This is a genomic window from Nocardia sp. NPDC058658, assembly GCF_042716665.1.
In the GTDB taxonomy this organism is placed as follows: Bacteria; Actinomycetota; Actinomycetes; order Mycobacteriales; family Mycobacteriaceae; genus Nocardia.
In genome coordinates this window covers 82,377-105,132 of sequence record NZ_JBHXRR010000006.1, presented here as the reverse complement: position 1 = coordinate 105,132, position 22,756 = coordinate 82,377, and the positions used below count along the sequence as shown (strand labels likewise).

Sequence of the window (22,756 nt, the reverse complement as noted above, 5' to 3'; positions counted from 1 at the left end):
CGGCGCTACTTCGGATCTCGTTCCGGGAGTGGGCGTTCCACGATGTCGGGGCGGCCGAGGGAGGTGCGGACTCGGCGTTTGGCGACGGTGTAGACCTGGGCGGTTTCGGCGGCTACCACGTCCCAGGCGAAGTCGGCGGTGAGGCGTTCGCGGGCGGTGAAGGCGCGGTCCTGGGCCGTGGCGGGGTCGTCGAGGACGGCGCGGGTGGCGTCGACCAGGCCGTCGATGTCGGCGGGGGCGAAGGAGGCGCCGGTGACGCCGTCGATGACCGCTTCGCCCAAACCGCCTGCGGTGGAGGCGATCAGGGGCACGCCGGCGGCGGCGGCTTCGAGGGCGACGATGCCGAAGGGTTCGTAGCGGCTCGGTAGGACGATGGCGTCGGCGCCGTGCAGCCAGCCGAGGAGTTCGTCGTGGCCGAGGCTGCCGACGAAGTGGACGGCGCGGGCCACGCGGTGGCTGCGGGCGCGTTCACGCAGCCACTCGAACTGGGTGCCGACGCCGGCGACGGTGAGAGTGGTGCCGGGGTGGGCGCGGCGGATGCGGGGGAGGGCGGCGATCGCGTCCTGCACGCCCTTCTCGTATTCGAGGCGGCCCACGTAGAGCAGGCGCGGCGGGCCCGAGCGCGGTGCGCGGGGGCGGAAGGTCCAGGAACCGACGTCGATGCCGTTGCGGATCACCGTGATCGGGGCCAGTTCGGGTCCGTAGAGCCGGTCGACTTCGTCCTGCATGGAGGTCGAGCAGGTGATGAGCTGATCGGATTCGTTGGTCAGCCACCATTCCACCGAGTGGACCTGCTTGTTGACCCGGCCCGACACCCAGCCGCTGTGGCGGCCGGCTTCGGTGGCGTGGATTGTCGAGACGAGCGGCGCGTCGTAGTACTCGGCCAGCGCGATCGAGGGGTGCGCGACGAGCCAGTCGTGCGCGTGCACCACATCAGGTGTCCAGCCTTCGCCCACGCCGGGCTTACCGAGCGCCACCCCGGCCCGCACCATCGCGTGCCCCATCGCGAGGGTCCAGGCGAGCATGTCCTCGCCGAAGTCGAAGCACGGCGGGTCCTCGGCCACCGCGACGACGAGCACGCCGTCGGCGATGTAGGAGTGCGTGGGGTGGGTGACCGAATCGGTCCCCGTCGGCCTGCGTGCCAGCACAACGACCTCGTGACCGGCCGCGGCCAGCTCGACGGCCAGGTGATGCACATGCCGCCCGAGCCCGCCGACCACGACCGGCGGGTACTCCCACGACACCATCAAAATCTTCATCGAATTCCTTCAGCGGCGGCCGACGGGACAGCGGTCGGCAACCGCCGCGCGTCCAGACCAGGGAAGAATCCGTCGGCCGCGTTCCATCCTGCCGCGAGTCGGGCCGCTTTGGCGAACTGGCCAGCGCCGATCGCCTCGGCGAGCTCGCGGACGGCGTGCGCGTGTTCGTGGGCGCGATCGCGGGCGTACCCGGCGGCGGAGTCCTTGCTCACCATGAACGCCCAGTCGCTGGAGACGGTGAGAATCGCCTCGCGCAGCAACTGGTCGGCGACCGGATCGCGCAGGGATCCGTCGCGGCGCACCTTGTCGAGAGTGTCGAGGGCGAGGCGCACGATGTCGGCGTTGAGCTCGACGAGGTCGGAAACCTGGTCGCCCGCCCAGACCCGCCAGTCCTTGCCCGAACCCCACGAGGAGTCGTTGAGCTGCACAGGTTCGCCGACGTAGCCGTTCTCGCGGGCATCGGCGAGGGTGCCCACGTTCACGCCCGCTTCGGGCAGCGCGCGCAGCACCTGCTCGAGCCACTGCGGGCCTTCGTGCCACCAGTGCCCGAACAGTTCGGTGTCGAACGCGGCCACCACGAGCGCGGGCCTGCCGATCCGCGCGGACTCCTCGATCAGCCGGGCCCGGACAGTCTCGACGAAGTCGGCGACGTCGCGGGTGACCGCTTCGGCCGCCAATTCGGGATCGTAAGGGGCCTTGTCAGGTCCGTCGACGGTCTTGCCGGTGACGCGGGAGGGTTTGAGGCCGGTCGCGTGGTCGTAGTGGTGGAAGTCGCGGTAGGCGCTCTGGCCGGGGTAGCCCTGTTTCGGCGACCAGACCCGGTAGCTCACGGCCAGGTCGCGCCCGAAGGCGACCACGTCGGCATCGCGCACAGGCCTGCCGAGGGAGGTGTCACCGCGCAGCGACGGTCCGTCGACCATGAAGTGGGTGATGCCGGCGGCGTCGTAGCCCTGTTCCATGCCGGGGGTGTAGCCGCATTCGGGCGCCCAGATGCCGGTCGGGGTGGTGCCCCAGCGCAGCTGCGCGTCGGCCAGGCCTTCGGTGAGCTGGAACTGGCGCATGCGTGGGTCGAGCAGCGGCTGGAAGGGGTGGGCGAGGGGGCCGCCGAGCAGTTCGATCGCGTCGGCGTCGATCAGCGAACGCCAGACGGGTGAACCGCCGTGCTGCCAGTTCTGTTCGAAATCGGCCAAAGCCGTTGCGGCAAGGCGATGTTCGTGACGGCCGAGCGCAATATTGCCCGACATCGACGCCTCGTCGGCGCGCAACTGCCAGTTGCCCAGCCAGTGATGCATGCCCGCGAGGCAGTGCGGATCGTCGAGCTGGGCGGCGAGCACCGGCGTGATGCCGAGGCTCAACAGGTGTGAACGCCCTTCGGCGGCAAGATTTTTCAGCACCCGGACCAGCGGCAGATACGACGCGGCCCAGGACTGGTAGAGCCATTCCTCGCCGACCGGCCAACGCCCGTGATGGGCGAGCCACGGCAAGTGGGAGTGCAGGACCAGTGTGAACTGGCCCGGCACGGCGGAGCGGGAGTCGGTCAACGCCTTGCCTTTTCGGCGATCGCGACCAGGTCCAGGCTCGCGTCGATATCGCCTTCGCGCAGGTCGAAATCGTGAATGGTCACGGCGGCGACGTCGGCGGTGAGGTCGGCGGGCCACGGCTCACCGGCCAGCGCGCGCTCGATCTGGGCCTCGATGAAGGACCCACCGTGCTTGGCGTCCAAGGCTTTGAGGCTCGCGCCGTGGTGCACGCCCAGCATCTCGGAGACGGTGAACCCGGCGTCGACGAGCAGTTCGGTCAACTCGGCCGCATTGAGTTCGCGAGTGTGGAACGGGTTGAGCGGGGTGTCGCGACCGGGGGAGAAGGTGATCCGATTCGGGGTGCTGATCAGCAGTACGCCGCCGGGACGCAGCACGCGCAGGCACTCGCGCAGGAACTGTCCCTGATCCCAAAGATGTTCGATGACTTGGAAATTCACCACGACATCGACGGATTCGTCATCGAGGGGCAGCGCGGCGAGGTTGCCCTGGATCATCTCCACGCGCGGGTAGCGCGCGCGAACATGGGCGACAGCGCCCTCGTCGTAGTCCAGACCGGTGACGCGCTGCGCGACGCCCGCGATCATGTCCGCGCCGTAGCCCTCGCCCGAGCCCGCCTCGAGCACGACCTTGCCGGTGCAGCGGTCGAGCAAGCGGGCGTAGGCGATCTCGTGCCGACGGAACCAGTAGTTCTCCTCGGCGATGCCGGGCACCGTCCGCTCGCCGGTCAACGGCAGTGGTTCATGTGTGGCGGCCACCGGTGCGGCAGGGATCACAGCCTCGCTCATTGCTCCGAGGTTACTGGTACCGCCGGTCCGCGCAGGAGTCAGGGACCTGTTGCGCAAATAGGTTACCCACGGGTAACTTAGCGTAGGGTAGTGTTCCGAACTGAGCTAGATATCTCACCTGGACGTACGGCGCCAGCTCGTGCGGCCCCACCACACACGTGTCCCCAGAAGGAGGTCGACGAAGACCGATGCCGAACATCGTCGTACTCATCAAGCAGGTCCCCGACACCTGGTCCGAGCGCAAGCTGACCGATGGTGACTACACCCTCGACCGGGAAGCCGCCGACGCGGTCCTCGACGAGATCAACGAGCGCGCCGTCGAGGAAGCGCTGCTGATCAAGGAGGCACAGGGCGGTGAGGTCACCGTGCTGGCCGCCGGTCCCGACCGCGCCAACGAGGCCATCCGCAAGGCGCTGTCCATGGGCGCCGACAAGGCCATCCACATCAACGACCCGGCCATCCACGGCTCCGACGCCGTGCAGACCGCCTACGTGCTGGCCGCCGCTCTCGGCCAGGTCGAGGGCGTCGAACTGGTCATCGCCGGTAACGAGGCCACCGACGGCCGCGCCGGTGCCGTGCCCGCGATCATCGCGGAGTACATCGGCATCCCGCAGCTGACCCACCTGCGCAAGCTCACCGTCGACGGCGACAAGATCACCGGCGAGCGGGAGACCGACGAGGGTGTCTTCAAGCTCGAGGCGTCGCTGCCCGCGATCGTCTCGGTCAACGAGAAGATCAACGAGCCGCGCTTCCCCTCCTTCAAGGGCATCATGGCCGCGAAGAAGAAGGAAGTTCTGGTCTTCACCCTGGCCGATCTGGGCGTCGACCCGGCGACCGTGGGTGTGGCCAACGCCGGCACCCAGGTCACCAGTGCCACCCCGAAGCCGGCTCGCACCGCGGGCGAGAAGATCGCGGACGAGGGCGAGGGCGGCAACCAGATCGCGTCCTACCTCATCGGTCAGAAGATCATCTGATCCGGCACCGAGACTGCTGCGATTTCCGAGGAGAAAGAACTAATGGCTGAAGTACTTGTGCTCGTTGAGCACGCCGACGGTGCTGTCAAGAAGGTCACCACCGAACTGCTCACCGCCGCCCGCGCACTGGGCGAGCCCGCCGCCGTCGTCACCGGCCCGGCCGGCACCGCCGACAAGCTGGCCGCCGCGCTGGCCGCCGCGGGCGCCGAGAAGATCTATGTCGCCGAGTCCGACGACATCGAAGGCTTCCTGGTCACCCCGAAGGTCGACGTGCTCGCCGGTCTGGCCGAGTCCGCCGCACCCGCCGCCGTGATCGTCGCCGCCACCGCCGAGGGCAAGGAGGTGTCGGGCCGCCTTGCCGCGCGCATCGGCTCCGGTCTGCTCGTCGACGTCATCGGCGTCAACGCCGACGGCTCCGCCGTGCACTCCATCTTCGGTGGCGCGTTCACCGTCGAGGCCAAGGCCACCGGCGACCTGCCGGTGATCTCGGTCCGTCCCGGCGCCATCGAGTCCGCTCCGCAGGCCGGTGCAGGCGAGCAGGTCGTCGTCGAGGTTCCGGCGCAGGAAGACGGCGTCGTGAAGGTCGTCTCGCGTGACCCGATCGTCGGTGGCGACCGCCCCGATCTCGCCGAGGCGAGCATCGTTGTCTCCGGTGGTCGCGGTGTCGGTTCCGCCGACAACTTCGCGGTCGTCGAGGCGCTGGCCGACTCGCTGGGTGCCGCTGTCGGCGCCTCGCGTGCCGCCGTCGACTCGGGCTACTACCCGGGCCAGTTCCAGGTGGGCCAGACCGGCAAGACCGTCTCCCCGCAGCTCTACATCGCCCTCGGCATCTCCGGCGCCATCCAGCACCGCGCCGGCATGCAGACCTCGAAGACCATCGTCGCTGTCAACAAGGACGAGGAAGCACCCATCTTCGAGATCGCCGACTACGGCATCGTGGGCGACCTGTTCAACGTCTCCCCGCAGCTGACCGAGGCCGTGAAGTCCCACAAGGGCTGATCTCCTCGCGGTTGAGTTGACCTCGGCCCGCGATTCCTGTTGCCGCTCACGCGCAGGCAGGTTTCGCGGGCCGTTGTCGTTGGTGGCGACTACGATGACGCTATGTCCCTACCCGGTGTCGAGCATCCTGGCCTGCCAGAATTCATGACGTGGGAAGAGTTGGAGCAACTTCCCGAGGACGTCGCTGATCAGATCGAGCTATGGGATGGGCGAGTTGTCTGGGTGCGTCGGGGGCCGGGCGAGCACCAGACAGCGACGCGCCGTCTAACCAACGAACTCGAACGGTGCGCCCGAGATGACATGTCCGCGCATCCCGAACGGTGCTGGCGAGGAAACCTCGAGACGAATGTCTTCTTCGGCCACGCCGGGAAATCCGACTTCGTCACCCCGGACTTTCTCGTGCACCGTTGCCTGCCGCCGGGCGCTGATGTTCGGGCTGGAGAGGTCGTGCTGGTCGGTGAAGTGCTGTCGCCGTCGAACACGCCCGCTGAGATGGAAGCGAAGAAGGCCCGCTACGCGAGCGCGGGAATCCCCTCGTATTGGGAAGTCGACCTGACGCCGGACCTCACCGGCATCGGTGCACTTCGCGTGTACATTCTCGAGGTCGGACACGCCGAACTCCCGCCCGGCGTGCGCCCCCTCCGCAACGCGAATTACCTCCTGGCGGGCGAGTGGACCCCTGACGCGCGCGCGGGAATCTCCTTCCCCTACCCGTTCCCCATCGAAATCCTCTGGCCCGCACTGGACTTCTGAGCAACGTGTCGCCTTGGCCGACGCGGGATCGGTGACGGTCTGATCGTTCTCGCTGCGGAATCGGCATCGGGTACGTCCGGACGGGTTCGAACTCGTCGAGAAGGGGTTCGTCCAGGGATCTTTCGCGGGCACGAGGGCTCGATCGCGGTGGCCGGACCGGCGATCGGCAGATCGCCGAAGTTCGTCCACACGGGTAGCGTGCGAGGCTGCGAGTTGGGGACAGTGAGGAGCGGTTGTGCTGCAGGCGGGGGCTGATTTCGCTGGGTACCAGGTGGAAGGCGTACTGGGGCAGGGCGGGATGGGAACGGTCTACCTCGCCAGGCATCCTCGGCTGCCGCGCAGCGTCGCGCTGAAACTGTTGAATCGCGAGTTCTCGGTCGATCAGGAACTGCAGCGGCGGTTCGAGCGGGAGGCCGATGTTGTCGCGCAGCTGGATCATCCCGAGTATCGTCGGGGTGTTGACTTCACCGCCACCCTCGCCTACGCCTCGCCCGAGCAGCTCTCCGGTGAGATCGTCGACCACCGCAGCGACCAGTACTCCCTGGCCTGCGCGCTGTTCGCGATGCATGCCGGGCACCCGCCCTACACCGCGACCAACCCCGGCCAGGTGGTCGCGGGCCATCTGTCGCAGCCGGTGCCGCGACTCACCACGGTCAGAACGGATCTGCCGCCCGCGGTCGACGGCGTCATCGCCCGCGCGATGGCCAAGCGCCGCGACGAGAGATTCGGCAGCGCAACGGAATTCACTGACGTACTGCGGGATGCGCTCGAGGGAAGGCATGTCGTCGCGCCGACCGTGCGTCAGCCGTGGACCGACCCCGCACACCCCGGGTCCCGGGCTCCGGTGAACACTCGCAGCGGCCATGGACGGACCCCGCCCAGCAGTGGCACAGCTCCGATGGACACCCGCAGCGGTCTGGCCCCTCGGGGTACGTACCGCAGCCCGCCCCGCAGGCGTATGGCTCCGGCGGACAGGCGCAGCCCGGGTGGGGACGCGCGGAATACGGTGTGCCGGTTGGGGACCCGCGGCTGCACCCGATGGCGGCAGGCGGTCCGTGGCAGCAGGCCCCGGTCGGCCGCCGCCTTCTTCGTCGGCATCGTGACATTGCTGTTCAGCCTGTCGACCGCGGCCTTCCTGATCTACGGCATCACCGAGACGCTCGACGAGATCGACCGGGGCAAGGATCCGAGCGGGTCGTTCATCGCGATCGCGATTCTCACGGTCGTCGTCGCGTTCACCGGCAGCGGCGCGGTGTTACTGCTCTGCGCGCGCACCGCCGGTCGTGTCATGTCGATCATCACGGCGGTACTCGTCGGGCTCTTCGCGCGGTTCGGGGTCATCGGGTCCGCGGTGGGCGAGGTCTATGCCGCGACCGCAGCCAGTGCCGCGGTGTTCGTCCTCTCGGCGGCGCTGGTCGGCTTCGCGGCATCATCGTCGACCGGGCGCTGGATCCGGTATCGCAAGGCGGTGCGCGCGAGTCGTCGGCGATGACCGGCGGTATACGCGTTGGTCCGTAGGGTGGGCTGATGTCGTCGGGGTCTGTGCCGGTGGTGTTGCCACCGTCGGTCGAGGAGACGGTTCGCGCGGTGTTCGGTGCGGCCGGGGCGCGGTGGATCGACGCGTTGCCCGAGGTGGTGGCCGGGTTGGCCGCGCGGTGGGGGCTGACGGAGTTCTCCGCGCCGTTCGGTGGCGGAACGCACGCTTATGTGGCGGCCGCGCGGCGCGTGGGCGGGGCATGGGTGGTGTTGAAGGTGCCGATGGTCGACGAGGAGAACGTCGCCGAGGCCACCGCACTGCACAGCTATGGCGGCGACGGTGCGGTGCGGCTGCTCGATTTCGACCCGGACAGCGGTGCGCTGCTGCTCGAATGGGCCCGTCCGGGCACGGAATTGCTCACGCAGCCGGGGTTCCCGAGCCTGGAGGGTCGGCCGGAGAACGCCGACAAGGTGGCGTTCGCCTGCGGGCTGTATCGCCGGCTGCGGCGCGTCCCGTCCGCGGTTCCCGCCGGTTTCCCGGAGCTACCCTCGGCCACCGATATCGCGGCCGGTCTCCGCGCACGGCTGGCCATCCCTGAACCCGCACTGGCCGAGTACATCTCACCGCTGCTAAGAGAACAGGTGGCACGCAAGTGTGCCGAGTTGAGCGAGCCTGCCGGTGAACTGCTGATCGTCAACCGCGACACCCATCTCGGCAATATCGTTGCCGCCGAACGGGAACCGTGGCTGCTGATCGATCCGAAACCCTGCCTCGGCGAGGCGGCCTTCGACGCGGGCTTCCTGATCATGATCCAGGTCCAGACGACTCCCACCCCCGAGCACGCGCGCGCCGTCGTGGTCACGACGGCGCGACATCTCGATGTCCCGGTCGACCGCGCGGGCGCCTGGGCTTTCCTGCGCGCGATCGAGGAGATCGTGTGGTCGGTCGAGGACGGTGACGACGAGACCCTGCCCCTGCACCTGGCGGTCGCGACGGCGCTGGCAGGCGACCCGTGGCGATCCGGCGACCCGAGGTGAACGGCCGGGACCGCCGCCGCTCACGGTCGGTGCAGGGCATCCAGCAGGGTCTGCACGATGGGATTCTCGCGGGCATCCTCGCGCAGGACGGCCGAGACCGGGATGCGTAGGCGGTGGTCGGTGAGGTCGAGGGTGAGTAAGCCCTTGGTGGGGCCTTCGTAGAGGATCGTCCAGGATTCGGGGCGGTTGAGGAGTTCCATGGTGGCGGTGTGGTCGGGGGGGATCGGGGGGCCGAAGGTGGGGCCGGTGGGGAGGTCGGCGAAGGCGGTTCGGATCATGGTGTGCAGGAGCACCTGTTCCTGTTCCGGCGGGAGCAGCAGCGGGTAGGGGCTGAGGTCGGCGAGGGTGACAGCGCCGCGTTCAGCTAGGGGGTGGTTGCTCGAGATCGCGATCACCAGGTCTTCGACCCACAGCTGTTCCACCGCCAGGCCCGGTTGGTCGATGCTGCCGCGGATCAGCGCCAGGTCGCAGTCGCCGTCGGCCACGGCGGTGATCCGCTGACGGAACGGTTTGATCACGTACTCGATCTCGGCGTCGGGATGGGCGGCGCGTGCGGCGGCGATCGCCGATAGGGAGGGCGCCGCGAAAGACATGTTGGCGGCCAAGCGAATTCGCGGTCCGGTGGTGCGCACGGCGGCGCGGATCGCCGATTCCAGGCTCAGCATCTGCTTGGCCAACGGCAGTAGCCGCAGGGTCGCGTCGGTGGGGACGACGGCGCGGGTGGTGCGCTCGAACAGTTGCGCGCCGAGGTCACGTTCGAGTCTCGCGATCTGATGGCTGATCGCGGATTGGGAGATGAAGCAGCGGTTGGCCGCGCGGCTGAAACTGAGCTCCTCGCAGACGGCCACGAAGTAGGCCAACTGTCGAAGTTCCACCAGGTACCTCCCATTGATTAGTTATACAGATAAGAGTCATCTTCATTATGCGCCCAGGCAGTGGAAACATCTACGTTCCGCATCGCGTTTACTCATAGGAAAGGGTTGATTACCGATCTAGAACGCGATCTTGGAGCGAGCGATCATGGAACACACAGATGTCGTCATCGTCGGCTCGGGCTTTGGTGGCCTGGCCGCAGCCAAACAACTGGCGAAGTCACACGTCAGTGTCGTACTGATCTCGAGCACGCCCGAGCACCTGTTCCAGCCGCTGCTGTATCAAGTGGCGACCGGCGTGCTCGCGCCGGAAGAGATCGCGCCGCCGATCAAGAACGTACTGCGCCGCCACCCGGAGATCGACGTCCGCCTCGGCAAGGTCACCGGCATCGACGCCGACAACGCCGTGCTCACCTACGAAACCGCCGAGGGCCCCCGCGAGATCGCCTACGCCTCGCTGATCGCCGCCACCGGCGCCAGCCAGAGCTACTTCGGCCGCGACGACTTCGCCGAGATGACCTACTCGCTCAAGACCATCGACGACGCCCAGCGCCTGCGCGACCAGATCGCCCACGTGTTCGCCCTGGCCGAGAACGCCGACGAGGTGACCAGGCACCGGCTGCTCAGCTTCGTGGTGGTCGGCGCGGGCGCGACCGGTGTCGAGGTCGCGGGCCAGATCAAGGAACTCGCGAAAAGGCACTTCCACCAGCAGGTTTCGGTAACCCTCGTAGAGGGCGCCGGTGAGGTGCTGCCGCCCTTCGGTGGTGGGCTCTCGGAATACGCGAAGCGCTCGCTCGTCGACAGCGGCGTCGAGGTGCTACTCGGCACCTTCGTCACTGACATCGACGAGGGCAAGGTGACGGTCAAGGACAAAGAGGGCATGGAGCGCCGGATCGCTGCCGAAACGGTGGTGTGGTCGGCGGGCGTGCAGGTGGGCGGCTTCGCGACGCTGCTGGCAGAGGCCACCGGCGCCGAGACCGATCGCGCGGGCCGCATCCTGATCAACCCCGACCTGACCGTCGGCGGCCACGCCGACATCTACGCCATCGGCGACATGACCTCGCTCAACGGCTACCCCGGCCAGTCGCCGGTCGCCATGCAGGAGGGTCGCCACGCCGCCGACATCATCCGTCGCAAGAAGGACGCGGGCACGCCGTTCGTCTACTGGGACAAGGGCTCGATGGCGGTGATCAGCCGCTTCAGCGCGGTGGTGAAGCTCAACGAGAAGATCACCTTCAAGGGCACCATCGCGTGGGCGATGTGGTTGGCCGTGCACCTGATGTACCTGGTCGGCTTCCGCAATCGCTTCGCGGCGGTGGCGGGCTGGCTGGTGGCGTTCATCGGCACCGCGCGTCCGGGCTTCGATGAGGCCGAGCGCACCGAGGCCGAGCGCGCGAAGGTCGAGCCGACGAAGGCTGAGCGTTCGAAGGTCGAGCGTCCGAAGGTCGAGCCGGCGAACGCTGAGCCGGCGAAGGTCGAGGCGGCGGATCGTACCGACGCGGCGACCGTCAAGGAGCACGTGCACGCCTGATCCACCCCGCGACGGCCCGCCGAGGAGGCGGGCCGTCGTCGTTTCCGCAACGCTCGAAATACACGCTCGCGAACCGGGTTCCGCGCCGAAAACGGCCGAGTCCCGCCAGAAACCCGCAGGTGAGCGAACGATGGGCAGCGGGTCGGTGAACGCCCGGTGTGACCCCCATCTCGTTCACCGAACGGGCATCGACACGACACCGATGTGTCGCTCCGATGCCAGCTCGGACTGGCTTCATCAGCAGTATGAACATTTCGTCCGTGTTGACCGCCCCGGCGCCGGACTCCGGGGTGGGGAAGTCTCGGTACTCCTTGGTCGTCGCATCCGACGCCGAGCACCGGGAAGCCGCGCAGCGACTGCGCTACCAGGTGTTCGCCTCCGAGCCCGGTTTCCAGATGCCAGAGAACGGCACCGGCCTCGACGCCGACAAGTTCGACGAGCACTGCGACCACCTGCTGGTTCGCGACGAATTCTCCGAACAGTTCGTCGGCTGCTACCGCATGCTGCCCCCGGACAAGGTCGACGCGGCGGGCGGCTACTACACCGCCACCGAGTTCGACCTGACCCAGCTCGATCCCACCGGCAACCGCATCGTCGAGATGGGCCGGGCCTGTGTGGTGCCCGATCACCGCAACGGTTCGGTGCTCACCCTCATGTGGGCGGGCATCCTGCACTACATCCAGCTCACCGGCTACGACTGGGTGATGGGCTGTGTGTCGGTGCCGATGCAGGATTCGCCCGAAGATCCCGCGGGCGTGAACGTGCGCGGCGTGCGTGACCAACTGCTCGGCCGGCACGCGTGTGACCCCGAGCGTCGCGTGCACCCGTACAACCCGGTCGTCGTCGACGGACTCACCCTCGACCAGATGACCCCGCCGAGCCGGCCCAAGATGCCGCCGCTGCTGCGCGGCTACCTGCGCCTGGGCGCCGAGATCTGCGGCGAACCCGCCCACGACCCCGATTTCGCCGTCGCCGACTTCGTCGCGCTGCTCGGCATGGAAACCATCAACACCCGGTACCTGGAGCGGCTGCAGAGCGCGGCCGCCAATTTCGACGGGAAGTAAAACCATGGTGTTCGACGCGCCGCTCGCTACTCACTCTCATTCGTGGATGCCGTCGAGCCCCTGTGGTTCCGGTTGCATCGAGCCGATCGACGAGGTCGGCACCGCAACGATGTTCGCCCGCCTGGCCGGTATCGCCGGTCTGGTACTCAGCTTCCCGGTGGTCACCGTGGCCACCCCGAAATCGCGACGCGAGCAGGTGCAGCGCCGCTACGCCAGGGCGGCACTGCGTTGCCTCGGGATGCGGTTGCGCATCATCGACAACCGCTCGCCCGAGCAGGTATCTGCGGAGGGCTTCGCCGACACGGGCACCCCGGTGATGATCGTGGCCGGGCACATCGGCTGGGCGGATGTGGTGGCGCTGGCCGCGGTGCAGCCGGTCAGCTTCGTGGCCAGGGCCGACATGGTCGAATGGCCGCTGCTGGGCAAGCTGGCCCAGCTCACCAGGGTCATCCCGATCGAGCGGGCGCGGCTGCGTGAACTGCCTGGCGTGGTCGGGCAGGTCGCTGATCGGCTGGCTTCGGGGAACCGGATCGTGGTCTTCCCGGAGGGCACCACCTGGTGCGGCCGGGCCTACGGTTCGATGCGGCCCGCGATGTTCCAGGCGGCCATCGACACGGTGACTCCGGTGCAGCCGGTGCGGTTGCGTTACCTGGACAGTGACGGGATGCCTTGCACCGTACCGGGTTTCGTGGGTGAGGATACCTTCGCCGATTCCGCGAAGCGGGTGCTGCGGAGTAGGGGCATGATCGCCGAGATCGTGCTGGAACCGCTCGAGCATCCCGGACTGGATCGCCGCGATCTGGCTCGGCGCTGTGCGACGGCGGTGCGTGGCACGGATCGGTCCCGTCACGGCGTCGCCGACACCCAGTGGATCGAAGCGGGCAATACCCGCGTGCAGGACCCCTCGATGGGGGAGCAGGAGCCGGTTCGCCGACCGGCCGGGGCTGCCGTCCGGTAGCCATCGACGCAACGGAAAACCGGAGGCCGTGTTCATGGCCTCCGGTTTTGTCGTTATGGGGTGGGGCCCCACGCTGAGCGCCCACTTTTCGCCCGAATGGTCGAAAATCGACGAAAAGTGCGATTAGTGGGCGCTCAGCGTGGTCACATCACTTCGCGTAGTCGTAGAACCCGCGTCCGGTCTTGCGGCCCAGTCGGCCCGCGTCGACCATCCGGCGCAGCAGTGCGGGCGGGGCCAGGTGCGGCTCGGCGAACTCGGCGTACAGCGACTCCGACGCCGCCAGGGCGATGTCGAGGCCGACGGTGTCGAGCAGGGTGAGCGGGCCCATCGGGTAGCCGCAGCCGCCCTTCATGGCCGCGTCGATGTCCTCGGCAGTGGCGTAGCCCGACTCGAGCATGCGGATCGCCGAACACAGGTACGGGATGAGCAGCGCGTTGACGATGAACCCGGAGCGGTCACCGGCCTGCACGGCCATCTTGCCGAGGGTGTTCTTCACGTAGTCGGTGACGGCCTCGGCCGCTTCGGGCGCGGTCACCAGGGTCGAGATGATCTCGACCAGCGGCATCACCGGCACGGGGTTGAAGAAGTGCACGCCGACCACGCGCTCGGGCCGCTCGGTGGCACCGGCCACCTTGATCACGGGGATCGAGGAGGTGTTGGTGGCGAGGATGCCCTCGGGCTTGACGATCTTGTCCAGCTTGCCGAAGATCTCGTACTTGAGCGACTCGATCTCCGGGGCGGCCTCGATCACCAGGTCACGATCGGCGAACTCGTCCATGTCCAGGGTCACGCGCACGCGCGCGAGCACCGCGTCGGCCTCGTCCTGGGTGATCTTGCCCTTGGTGACGGCCCGGCCGATCGAGGTGGCGATCCGGTTCTGCGCCGCCTCGGCGAACTCGGGCTTCGTCTCGAGCACGAGCACCGAGCTGCCCGCCTTGGCGCACACCTCCGCGATCCCCGCGCCCATCGTGCCGCCACCGATTACACCGATCAACTCCACTGGAGTACTCCCAACATCGCATTGCCTGGCTGTTGCGCCGATTATTTCACCCGAGCTGGCACTGAGTGCCACAGGCTGGCGGAACGTGGGATATCGCACCCGGCGCAGCCGAGGGCAGGCGATGCGTCGAAACCGATGCCGTTCGTGGCGGGCGGCGGGCTGGTCAGAAGGTGCAGTCGCCGGGCCGGCCCGCCCAGCCGCCCTTCAAGAAGGCCAGGACCGCGCAGAAGACGTCGGCCGACGTGGAGCCGACCACCGGTGTCACGGCCACCGGCGCGACGGTGATCGATGGCGAAAGAGGCTGCGCCGCAGCGGTGTGCGTGGTGACGAACGGTGACAGCACGACACCGGCCGACAGTGCGCCGACAGTGAGACGAGTGATCAGAGACATCGCGAAATTGCCTTTCTCGCAGGGGTCGGCCCGATGGTGTGGACCGACCGGACAAGCGTCCTGCCTGGAACCGGCGCGGCCAAGCCCACAGAATTGGCTAGCCAAAAATTGACCAGTCAGGCCGACGGAGGCACCGCCTGGCATCGCAGGGTGTGGCGGCGTAGGGCCGATTCGGTCGGTGAACCGGGCTCGACGACCAGGGCTGTGAAGGCCTGGTCGCGGCTTTCACCGGGTTGCATCGTTTCGAGGGCGAGCTCGAGCGGCCCCAGTTCAGGGTGATCCAGGCGCACCCGACGCGGCGGCCAGGTGCCGACCTCGTGCTCGTCCCACAGTGCGCGGAATTCCGCGCTGTGCTCGCGTAGCGAGCTCAGATGGGTGGCCAGCGCCGGGTCCCGGGGGTGGCGACTCCAGGCGATGCGGGTGAAAGCCACCTGACAGCGCGCGATGTCGAGCCAGTCGGCCGCGCAGAACATGGCGCGAAACGGCGAATCGAGAAAGATCAGATGCGTCCAGGTGCGCAGGGCGGGCGGTACGGCGGCGAAGTCGTACAGCACGGTCGCCGTCATCGCATTCCACGCGAGGACATTTCCGTAGCGGCCGGTGATGTAGGCGGGCACCTGGGTGATGGAATTCACCAGGTGCACCAGGTCCGTGCGAACCTCCGTGGGTCCTGAGCACGGCTCGTTGTGCGGCGGATGAACCAGGTTTCCCAGGTATTCGCGTTCATCGTCGGTGAGGCCGAGCGCGGCGGCGACCGCGTCGAGCACCTCGGCGGAGATGTTTCGGCTCTGTCCTTGTTCGAGGCGGACATAGTGCGTGACGCTGACCCCGGCCAACTGCGCGATCTCCTCCCGGCGCAGGCCGGGCACCCGCCGCCGATCGCCGTAGGTGGTCAGGCCGACCGCCTCGGGCCGCAACCGTGCTCGGCGCGACATGAGGAAGCTGGTCAACTCCGAGCGCCCGTCCATCCAGCGATCCTAACCAGCGGATTCGCCTGGCAAATCGTGGCTTTCGTTACGGATCACGCGCGAGGACCGGCGGTCTCGGGGGAGCGCCGGTCCTCGCGCGTGCACTGGACTATCAAACGGGTGTCAGCTCGGGTTCTGTGGGCTGTGTGCGGCCGAGGAGTGAGTGGCGGCGGCCGTAGGCGAAGTAGACGATGACACCGAGTGCCATCCAGATGACGAAGCGGACCCAGGTTTCGATCGAGAGGTTGACCATCAGCCACAGGCAGGCCAGGGCGCCGAGGATGGGGACCACCGGGACGAACGGGACGCGGAAGCCGCGCGGCAGGTCTGGGCGGGTGCGGCGCAGGACCAGTACACCGAGCGACACCAGGACGAAGGCGACCAGAGTGCCGATATTCACCATTTCTTCCAGGGTGCCGAAATCGACGAAGCCGGCCAGCAGGGCGCAGACCACGCCGACGAGCACGGTCAGGCGAACCGGGGTGCCCTTCTTGCCGGTCTTGGCGAGGCCGCGGGGGAGCAGGCCGTCGCGGGCCATGGCGAACAGCACCCGGGTCTGGCCGAGGAACATCACCATGACCACCGTGGACAGTCCGGCGAGGGCGCCGATGGCGATGATGTTCTTCACCCAGGTGTCGCCGTGGATGGCGAAAGCTGTTGCGAGCGTGGCGTTGCCGTCGGCGAGTTCGGTATAGGAGACCATGCCGGTGAGGACCACCGAGACCGCGATGTAGAGCACCGTCACGATCGCCAGCGAGCCCAGGATGCCGCGCGGGATGTCGCGCTGCGGGTTGCGGGTTTCCTCGGCGGTGGTGGCGACCACGTCGAAGCCGATGAAGGCGAAGAACACCAGGCTGGCCGCGGCGAGCAGCCCGTACCAGCCGTAGCTGGTGCCGCCGGAGCCGGTGACGAAGGCGAACAGCGACTGGTGCATTCCTTCGGCCTTCTCCGACGGTTGCGCCGGCGGAATGTAGGGCGTCAGGTTCGACGGCTTGAAGTAGGTCGCGCCGACCACCAGTACCAGCGCGATCACGCCCAGCTTGATCGCGACGGCGATGGCCGAGATCCGCGAGGACAGCTTGGTTCCGGTGGCGAGCAGCACGCCGACCACCGCGATGATCAGCACTGCGCCCCAGTCGAAGGTCACCGACCCGAGGTGCACCACCGGCGCCGACGACCCGAGCACCTCGCCGAGGTATTGCGACCAACCCTTGGCGACCACCGACACCGCGAGCGCGAACTCGAGGATCAGATCCCAGCCGATGATCCAGGCGATCACCTCACCGAAAGTGGCGTAGGCGAAGGTGTAGGCGCTGCCCGCCACCGGCACGGTCGAGGCGAATTCCGCGTAACACAGGGCCGTGAGCCCGCACGCGATCGCCGCGAAGACGAAGGCCAGCGAGACCGCCGGTCCGGCGACGGTGCCCGCGGTGCGCGCGGTGAGGGTGAAGATGCCCGCGCCGATCACCACGGCGACGCCGAAGATCGTCAGGTCTTTGGCCGTCAGATCCTTGCGGAGCTTGGCATCTGGGTCGTCGGTGTCGCGGATCGACTGCTCGACGGATTTCGTGCGGAACAAGCTGCTCTTGATCGCCACTGTTGGTGTCCTCTTCGAAACTCGGGCTCAGAGCGAGCGGGGGATGGCGTCGAGACGGCGCTCGGCGAAACGGTTTGCGGCGGCGCCGGTTCCGATGCCTTCGGCGGCGGCGATGATCTCGCGGCAGCGCTGGTAGATATCGACCACCTCGGCTTCGACCTCGGCCGGTGCGGCGGCGCGCAATTCACCGGCCACCTGGATGAGGCCGCCTGCATTGGCGACGAAGTCGGGCACCCAGGTGATGCCGCGGGCGGCGAGTGCCTGCTCGATGTCGGGCGTGGCGAGTTGGTTGTTGGCCGCGCCGCAGATCAGTTTCGCCTCGATGGTGGCGGCGCTGGCTTCGGTGAGGGTGGCGCCCATGGCGCAGGGGGCGTAGACGTCGACCGGTGCGGTGGCGACCGCCGACAGCAGCCGGACAGCGGGCTGTTCGACGGAGATACGGTGCAGCGCTGCGGAGTTCACATCGGTGACGCAGACCTCGGCGCCGTCGGCCAGCAGCAGTGCGGTGAGCTCGCTGCCCACCTTGCCGACGCCTTCGACGCCGACCGTGCGACCGGCCAGTGTCGGTGCACCCCAGACGGATTCGGCTCCGGCGCGCATCGCGTGGAAGACGCCGAGCGCGGTCAGCCGGGCACTGTCACCACTGCCGCCCGCGCCGACGCTGCGGCCGGTGACGTGGCGGGTGTGCCTGCCGATGACATCGAGGTCGTCGGTGTTGGTGCCCACGTCACCGGCGGTGATGTAGCGGCCGCCGAGGGTTTCGACGAAACGTGCGTAGGCGGCGAGCAGTTCCTCGCTCTTGAGAGTCGCCGGATCGCCGATGATCACGGCCTTGCCGCCGCCGAGGTCGACGCCCGCCGCAGCGGCCTTGTAGGTCATACCCCACGACAGTCGCAGCACGTCCTGCAGGGCGGCGGATTCGTCGGCGTAGGGGTAGAAGCGGGTGCCGCCGAGGGCTGGGCCGAGCGCGGTCGAGTGGATGGCGATGATCGCCTTCAGCCCTGACCTGTCGTCCTCGCAGAACACGACCTGTTCGTGGGCGCGGGCGCTGAGCTCGTGCGATCGTCCGAAGACTCCGGGCTCGGTGTGCGCAACGGTCACTGTCGATTCCTTTCGGGTTACCGCGCACCAGGGTTCTGCCCTGGGGCGCGATAGTGGTGCCGCGGGTTTCGCGGCGGTTCGGTTGTGCCGCTGGTGCGGCGATGTGGCGATACGGCGTTCTGGTTGCGCCACCGATGGTTCGGCAACAGCGCAGTCGGTGGCCGCGACGCGGGTGTGAGGGTTTCGGGCCATCGAGGCGAACTGGTTGTGCCTCAGGATCGGCGCCCTTGGTCAGTAGTCGATGCCGAGATCGCGTAGTCCGGCGCGGTACAGCTCGACGTTGGCGAGTTTGATGTCTTCGTAGCCGCGCACCACGTCGGGCAGTGCGGCGGCTGCGGTGGCGGTGTCGTAGTTCTCGGTGGTCAGGTCATCAGCCAGTCGGCACACCATGGCGGTGTAGTGGGCCAGCAGTTCGCGCTCGACCTTGCGGACGTGGGCGTAGCCGAAGGGGTCGAGTTTGGTACCGCGCAGGACCTTGGCCTTGGCAAGGACCTTCAGCGCCACATGCGATTTCGGCCTGAGCCCGATCTTCTTGTCGCGGCCGAGCGCACGCAGCATCGGTGGATGCAGCTTGTAGGTGAGCTTTTCGCCGCCGGGTACCTGGGCTCGCACATCGGCGAGGAAGTCCGGGTCGACCAGCAGTCGGGCCACCTCGTACTCGTCCTTGTAGGCGGTGAACTTGTACAGCCCGCGCGCCACCGCCTCGCTGAACTCGGTGCGCTCGGTGACGGCACGCTCTGCGGCCCAGACGGATTCGACGGTGTCGATGTAGCGGCGGGCCGCTGCGACGTTCTGGTAGCCGATCAGCTGACCCGCTCGCAGTTCCACGAGCAGACGTACTTCGCCCTCGAAGGTGTTGTGCGCCAGCAGTTCCGATGGCACGACAGGGGTTCGCCGTGCCGGCTTGTTGACCGCTGCGGCGAACGCGGCCGGATCGGCGATGGCGACCCGACCCCAGCGGAAGGCCGCGATGGTGGCGTCCACCGCGACACCGTTGATCCCGATGGCCTCCTCGATCGCGGCGACGGGCAGGCGCAGCCCGCCCGTCTGGACCGCTGCGCCGACGATCAGGAAGTTGGCCGCCGCGGTGTTGCCGAACAAGGTCTTGGCGGCGTCGAGCGCGTCGAAGTGGCTGATCGAATTCGTCGCCGTGGCAAGGCGATCCAGCAGGGTCTCGGTGGCGGGGTAGGCCACCGACTTGTCGTAGACCATGTCGCCGGTCGGGGTCTGGCTCGTCGACGCCACGGCCACGGTGCGGGCCGCGTCGCCGAACTGCAGGTACTTGGGATCGGTGGCGGTGAGCAGGTCCACAGCGAGCAGGCAGTCCGCGCTGCCCGGGGTGAGTCGGTTGGCGGGCTCCAATTGTGTTGCGGCGAAACGCAAGTGGGACAGCACGGGCCCGGCCTTCTGGCTCAGGCCGATCTGATCCAGACTTTCGACCGCGTATCCGGCGCGCAGGGCGGCAGTGGCGAGCACCTGGTTCACCGTCACGATGCCGGTGCCACCGATGCCGGCGATCAGCACGTTCTGCGTGCGCGGCGGTGCTTCCATCGCCGGATCGGCAACGGCGGGCGGCTCGATCATCTTGCGCCGCTGGGGTTTACCCGGATCCACCTCCACCGTCACGAACGACGGGCAGTCGCCGTCCAGGCAGCTGTAGTCGGTGTTGCACGAGGTCTGATCGATGCGGGTCTTGCGCCCGAACTCGGTCTCGACCGGCTGCACCGACAGGCAATTCGACTTGGCGCCGCAATCGCCGCAGCCCTCGCAGACGGCCTCGTTGATCACCACCCGGGTGTTGCGGACCGGCAGCGTCCCGCGCTTGCGCTGCCTGCGGGCGTCGGCGGCGCAGTGCTGGTCGTAGATCAGCACGGTCACGCCCTCGACCTCACGCAGCAGCCGCTGGGCCTCGTCGAGCCGGTCGCGATGCAGGAGCAGCGTGCCCTTGGCCAGCGCGCGCTTGTTGTGCCGCTTCGGTTCGTCGGCGCAGATGATGATCCGCTTGACACCCTCGGTGGTGAGTTTGTGGGTCAGCTGCGCGACGGTGAGCCCGCCCTCCACGTCCTGGGCGCCGGTCATCGCGACGACTTCGTTCCACAGCAGCTTGTAGGTGATGTTCACCCCGGCCGCGACGCAGGCCTGGATCGCCAGCTGCCCGGAGTGGAAGAAGGTGCCGTCGCCGATGTTCTGGAACAGGTGCCCTACATCGGTGAACGGTGCCTGCCCGATCCACTGGCTGCCCTCACCGCCCATCTGGGTGAGCCCGGTGACCGCGCTGTCGGTGCGCCCGGACAGGGTGACCAGGGTGTGGCAGCCGATGCCGCCGCCGCCGATCGAGCCGTCGGGCAGGGCGGTGGAGCGATTGTGCGGGCAGCCGCTGCAGAAATAGGGCGTCCGCTTGGCGGAAAGCACTTCGAGCGAAAGTGCCGGCGGGGCTGCTCGTTTCAGCTCGACGTGCGCACGCAGCACCCGGCGTAGCGGTGCCAGCAGTCGACCCGCGGTGAGTTCGCCGTCGACGGGCATCAGTCGTGCGCCGCGCGCATCCTGCTTGCCGAGCACGCGCGGCGCATCCGGTGTGCCGTAGAGGATTTCGCGAACCTGGGTTTCGATGAACGCGGTCTTGTCCTCGACGACGATCAACTCCTCGAGCCCGCGGGCGAACTCGGTGAGCGTGGTCGCGCCGAGCGGATACGGCATCCCGATGCGCAGCAAGCGAATTCCGGCCCGGTGCATGGCCGCGTCGTCGACACCGAGATCCAGCAATGCCTGGCGGACCGCATCGAAAGTGGTCCCGGTAGCAGCGATTCCGACCTTGGCCTCAGGCGGATCCACCTCGATCACGTCGAGGGCATTGGCCGCGCCGTAAGCGTGCACTATCGCCCAGCGCGGTCCGTAAAGGTCCGCTTCGGCGAGCACGCTGTCGGTCGGCGCCGCCATCGGACGCTGCCGATAGGTGAAAGGCATTCCCTCCCACTGGACTTCGGGCACCGTGACAGCGAGATCGGCCACGCCCGCGCCGACCGTCCACGTCCCGTCGGCCACATCGGCGACGATCTTCAACGCCACGACACAGCCCGAGGCCCGCGACAGCGCGATGCCCTGCATGCCGAGGGTGACGATCTCCTCGGCATTGCGCGGGAACAGCACCGGCACACCCATGGCTGCGAGGGAACGCTCACTCACCGCGGGCACCGTCGATGACTTCGAGGCCGGATCGTCGCCAACCAGCAGCAGCACGCCGCCGCGCGGGTTCACGCCGTACATGTTGGCGTGCCGGATGGCGTCGGTCGCGCGGTCGACGCCGGGGCCTTTGCCGTACCAGACCCCGATCACGCCGTCGTGGGTCGGCCGCCCAGCGGGCAGCTCGGCCTGACTGCCCCAGACCGAGGTGGCGGCGAGTTCCTCGTTGAACCCGGGGACGAAGGTGATGTCGTGCTCGGTGAGCACCGCGGGCATGCCGAGCAGCATCTTGTCCACCCCGCCCAGCGGGCTGCCCTGGTAACCGGAGACGAACGTGGCGACGCGGCGACCGGCGCGGATATCGCGCACGTGCTGTTCGACGAGCAACCGGGCGATGGCCTGGACACCGGTCAGCAGGACCGGGCCCGCGCCGGAGCGATAGCGGTCGGCGAGGTCATAAGGGGCGGCCGGCTGTTGGACGGTCGGACAAGCGACGGTGGTCATGGTGCCTCACCACACTTTCCACAACCCAGGTCGTGAGCTGCGCAACGAAGGAACTTGCTATCGGTGCTGCGCAATGTGCCGGGGAAGGGTGATCTATGTCAACAGTCAGCCGAAAAGTTGATCAGACTGCTCAAAAGTGACCTACGCCACTGGGACGAACGCGTCAATCTGCTCGAGGCGCGGAGACCTACGTCACATCGCGGGTGCTCGTCAGATGTTCGACCAGCGGCAGGCTGCGGTAGCCGATCGGGGTGGCCAGCGCGAGCATGGTCTCGGTGTGTTTCACGCCCTCGATGGCGTGCACCCGCTGGATGATCTCGAGGAGATCCTGCTGTGACTGCGCGGCGATGCGGACCAGCAGGTCGGCGCGGCCGGTGGTGGCGTGCACCTCGAGCACGTGCGGGAATCCGCGCAGTGTCTCGATGATCGGGTCCATCCTGTTCTGATCGAGCTCGATGCCGAGAAACGCGTGCACCGCGAAACCGATCGCCTGCACATCGATATCGGGCGGATAACCCCGTACGGCACCGGAGGCTTCGAGCCGCTTCATCCGCGCCTGCACGGTGTTGCGCGCGACCCCGAGCCGCTGCGCCAGCTCGAGAATCGGCGTTCGCGGATCCCGGGCCAGTTCGGCAAGCAGCGCGGCATCGAGCGCGTCGAACTTGATGGTCATGGATGGATCTTGACACGCCGACCAGACCGGTTACGTCACCGTGAAGTCGGCCTCGGTGCGCAGACCCGCCAGGACGTCGAGATGTGCTGTGC

Annotated in this window: 19 protein-coding genes; 8 read left to right on the top strand and 11 right to left on the bottom strand. The window is 68.0% G+C overall.

The features are described 5' to 3' along the window. Window positions 1-5: 5 nt before the first annotated feature. The 3 genes from ACFWUP_RS12200 to ACFWUP_RS12190 are packed head-to-tail and all read right to left on the bottom strand — an operon-like array spanning window position 6 to window position 3,585. On the bottom strand, window positions 6-1,259 hold the full coding sequence (locus ACFWUP_RS12200) for a glycosyltransferase family 4 protein (protein ID WP_379233478.1): 1,254 nt from the start codon (window positions 1,257-1,259) through the stop codon (window positions 6-8). After that, window positions 1,256-2,800 (bottom strand): 1,4-alpha-glucan branching protein domain-containing protein, encoded by a 1,545-nt coding sequence (locus tag ACFWUP_RS12195; protein ID WP_379233476.1) that lies wholly within the window; start codon window positions 2,798-2,800, stop codon window positions 1,256-1,258. Before ACFWUP_RS12195 ends, ACFWUP_RS12200 begins: the two co-directional genes overlap by 4 nt. Next, on the bottom strand, window positions 2,797-3,585 hold the full coding sequence (locus ACFWUP_RS12190; RefSeq protein WP_379233474.1) for a class I SAM-dependent methyltransferase: 789 nt from the start codon (window positions 3,583-3,585) through the stop codon (window positions 2,797-2,799). Before ACFWUP_RS12190 ends, ACFWUP_RS12195 begins: the two co-directional genes overlap by 4 nt. Window positions 3,586-3,773: 188 nt before the next feature. Here ACFWUP_RS12190 and ACFWUP_RS12185 point away from each other — a divergent pair, with 188 nt between their 5' ends. From ACFWUP_RS12185 to ACFWUP_RS12165, 5 genes are all read left to right on the top strand, one after another. Then, the gene (locus tag ACFWUP_RS12185; RefSeq protein ID WP_379233472.1) at window positions 3,774-4,559 is read left to right on the top strand and encodes an electron transfer flavoprotein subunit beta/FixA family protein; all 786 of its coding nucleotides are present in this window, start codon (window positions 3,774-3,776) and stop codon (window positions 4,557-4,559) included. Between the two features lie 42 nt (window positions 4,560-4,601). Beyond that, window positions 4,602-5,558: an electron transfer flavoprotein subunit alpha/FixB family protein gene (locus ACFWUP_RS12180; RefSeq protein WP_379233470.1), complete on the top strand. Its 957-nt coding sequence runs from the start codon at window positions 4,602-4,604 to the stop codon at window positions 5,556-5,558. Between the two features lie 102 nt (window positions 5,559-5,660). Continuing rightward, on the top strand, window positions 5,661-6,311 hold the full coding sequence (locus tag ACFWUP_RS12175; RefSeq protein ID WP_379233468.1) for a Uma2 family endonuclease: 651 nt from the start codon (window positions 5,661-5,663) through the stop codon (window positions 6,309-6,311). A 235-nt stretch (window positions 6,312-6,546) separates the two neighbouring features. Continuing rightward, window positions 6,547-7,803 (top strand): hypothetical protein, encoded by a 1,257-nt coding sequence (locus ACFWUP_RS12170; RefSeq protein ID WP_379233466.1) that lies wholly within the window; start codon window positions 6,547-6,549, stop codon window positions 7,801-7,803. A 35-nt stretch (window positions 7,804-7,838) separates the two neighbouring features. Beyond that, complete coding sequence (locus tag ACFWUP_RS12165; RefSeq protein WP_379233464.1) at window positions 7,839-8,825, top strand: aminoglycoside phosphotransferase family protein; 987 nt, start codon at window positions 7,839-7,841, stop codon at window positions 8,823-8,825. A gap of 20 nt (window positions 8,826-8,845) precedes the next feature. Here ACFWUP_RS12165 and ACFWUP_RS12160 read toward each other — a convergent pair whose 3' ends face one another. Continuing rightward, the gene (locus ACFWUP_RS12160) at window positions 8,846-9,700 is read right to left on the bottom strand and encodes a LysR family transcriptional regulator (protein WP_379233462.1); all 855 of its coding nucleotides are present in this window, start codon (window positions 9,698-9,700) and stop codon (window positions 8,846-8,848) included. 145 nt (window positions 9,701-9,845) lie between these two features. On the opposite strand from ACFWUP_RS12160, the gene ACFWUP_RS12155 reads away from it, so the two are divergent. The 3 genes from ACFWUP_RS12155 (at window position 9,846) to ACFWUP_RS12145 (ending at window position 13,250) form a co-directional block, all read left to right on the top strand. Next, window positions 9,846-11,228, top strand: a complete 1,383-nt coding sequence (locus ACFWUP_RS12155; RefSeq protein ID WP_379233460.1) for an NAD(P)/FAD-dependent oxidoreductase — start codon at window positions 9,846-9,848, stop codon at window positions 11,226-11,228. A 245-nt stretch (window positions 11,229-11,473) separates the two neighbouring features. Next, entirely contained in the window at window positions 11,474-12,292 is an 819-nt protein-coding gene (locus ACFWUP_RS12150) for a GNAT family N-acetyltransferase (protein ID WP_379233458.1), read from the top strand. A gap of 46 nt (window positions 12,293-12,338) precedes the next feature. Next, window positions 12,339-13,250 carry a lysophospholipid acyltransferase family protein gene (locus ACFWUP_RS12145; protein ID WP_379233457.1) on the top strand — a complete coding sequence of 304 codons (912 nt, stop codon included), beginning with the start codon at window positions 12,339-12,341 and terminating at the stop codon, window positions 13,248-13,250. 148 nt (window positions 13,251-13,398) lie between these two features. Here the strand turns inward: ACFWUP_RS12145 and ACFWUP_RS12140 are convergent, their stop codons facing one another. From ACFWUP_RS12140 to ACFWUP_RS12110, 7 genes are all read right to left on the bottom strand, one after another. Beyond that, window positions 13,399-14,250 (bottom strand): 3-hydroxybutyryl-CoA dehydrogenase, encoded by an 852-nt coding sequence (locus tag ACFWUP_RS12140; RefSeq protein ID WP_379233455.1) that lies wholly within the window; start codon window positions 14,248-14,250, stop codon window positions 13,399-13,401. Window positions 14,251-14,413: 163 nt separating this feature from the next. Beyond that, window positions 14,414-14,641, bottom strand: a complete 228-nt coding sequence (locus ACFWUP_RS12135; RefSeq protein WP_379233453.1) for a hypothetical protein — start codon at window positions 14,639-14,641, stop codon at window positions 14,414-14,416. 116 nt (window positions 14,642-14,757) lie between these two features. Continuing rightward, on the bottom strand, window positions 14,758-15,609 hold the full coding sequence (locus ACFWUP_RS12130; RefSeq protein ID WP_379233451.1) for a helix-turn-helix domain-containing protein: 852 nt from the start codon (window positions 15,607-15,609) through the stop codon (window positions 14,758-14,760). A 112-nt stretch (window positions 15,610-15,721) separates the two neighbouring features. After that, window positions 15,722-17,206, bottom strand: coding sequence for an APC family permease (locus ACFWUP_RS12125; protein ID WP_379233449.1), 1,485 nt, complete (start codon window positions 17,204-17,206; stop codon window positions 15,722-15,724). A 27-nt stretch (window positions 17,207-17,233) separates the two neighbouring features. Then, the gene (locus ACFWUP_RS12120; RefSeq protein ID WP_379233447.1) at window positions 17,234-18,307 is read right to left on the bottom strand and encodes a Glu/Leu/Phe/Val dehydrogenase; all 1,074 of its coding nucleotides are present in this window, start codon (window positions 18,305-18,307) and stop codon (window positions 17,234-17,236) included. Window positions 18,308-18,538: 231 nt separating this feature from the next. Then, window positions 18,539-21,991: an indolepyruvate ferredoxin oxidoreductase family protein gene (locus tag ACFWUP_RS12115; protein WP_379233445.1), complete on the bottom strand. Its 3,453-nt coding sequence runs from the start codon at window positions 21,989-21,991 to the stop codon at window positions 18,539-18,541. 187 nt (window positions 21,992-22,178) lie between these two features. After that, window positions 22,179-22,664 (bottom strand): Lrp/AsnC family transcriptional regulator, encoded by a 486-nt coding sequence (locus ACFWUP_RS12110; RefSeq protein WP_379233443.1) that lies wholly within the window; start codon window positions 22,662-22,664, stop codon window positions 22,179-22,181. Window positions 22,665-22,756 lie beyond the last annotated feature (92 nt).

Excerpts from the sequence above, each read along its gene's own strand:
- ACFWUP_RS12200 (WP_379233478.1), bottom strand. The coding sequence starts at position 1,259 with ATGAAGATTTTGATGGTGTCGTGGGAGTACCCGCCGGTCGTGGTCGGC.
- ACFWUP_RS12190 (WP_379233474.1), bottom strand. The coding sequence starts at position 3,585 with ATGAGCGAGGCTGTGATCCCTGCCGCACCGGTGGCCGCCACACATGAA.
- ACFWUP_RS12185 (WP_379233472.1), top strand. The coding sequence starts at position 3,774 with ATGCCGAACATCGTCGTACTCATCAAGCAGGTCCCCGACACCTGGTCC.
- ACFWUP_RS12180 (WP_379233470.1), top strand. The coding sequence starts at position 4,602 with ATGGCTGAAGTACTTGTGCTCGTTGAGCACGCCGACGGTGCTGTCAAG.
- ACFWUP_RS12175 (WP_379233468.1), top strand. The coding sequence starts at position 5,661 with ATGTCCCTACCCGGTGTCGAGCATCCTGGCCTGCCAGAATTCATGACG.
- ACFWUP_RS12165 (WP_379233464.1), top strand. The coding sequence starts at position 7,839 with ATGTCGTCGGGGTCTGTGCCGGTGGTGTTGCCACCGTCGGTCGAGGAG.
- ACFWUP_RS12155 (WP_379233460.1), top strand. The coding sequence starts at position 9,846 with ATGGAACACACAGATGTCGTCATCGTCGGCTCGGGCTTTGGTGGCCTG.
- ACFWUP_RS12150 (WP_379233458.1), top strand. The coding sequence starts at position 11,474 with ATGAACATTTCGTCCGTGTTGACCGCCCCGGCGCCGGACTCCGGGGTG.
- ACFWUP_RS12145 (WP_379233457.1), top strand. The coding sequence starts at position 12,339 with ATGCCGTCGAGCCCCTGTGGTTCCGGTTGCATCGAGCCGATCGACGAG.
- ACFWUP_RS12135 (WP_379233453.1), bottom strand. The coding sequence starts at position 14,641 with ATGTCTCTGATCACTCGTCTCACTGTCGGCGCACTGTCGGCCGGTGTC.
- ACFWUP_RS12130 (WP_379233451.1), bottom strand. The coding sequence starts at position 15,609 with ATGGACGGGCGCTCGGAGTTGACCAGCTTCCTCATGTCGCGCCGAGCA.
- ACFWUP_RS12115 (WP_379233445.1), bottom strand. The coding sequence starts at position 21,991 with ATGACCACCGTCGCTTGTCCGACCGTCCAACAGCCGGCCGCCCCTTAT.
- ACFWUP_RS12110 (WP_379233443.1), bottom strand. The coding sequence starts at position 22,664 with ATGACCATCAAGTTCGACGCGCTCGATGCCGCGCTGCTTGCCGAACTG.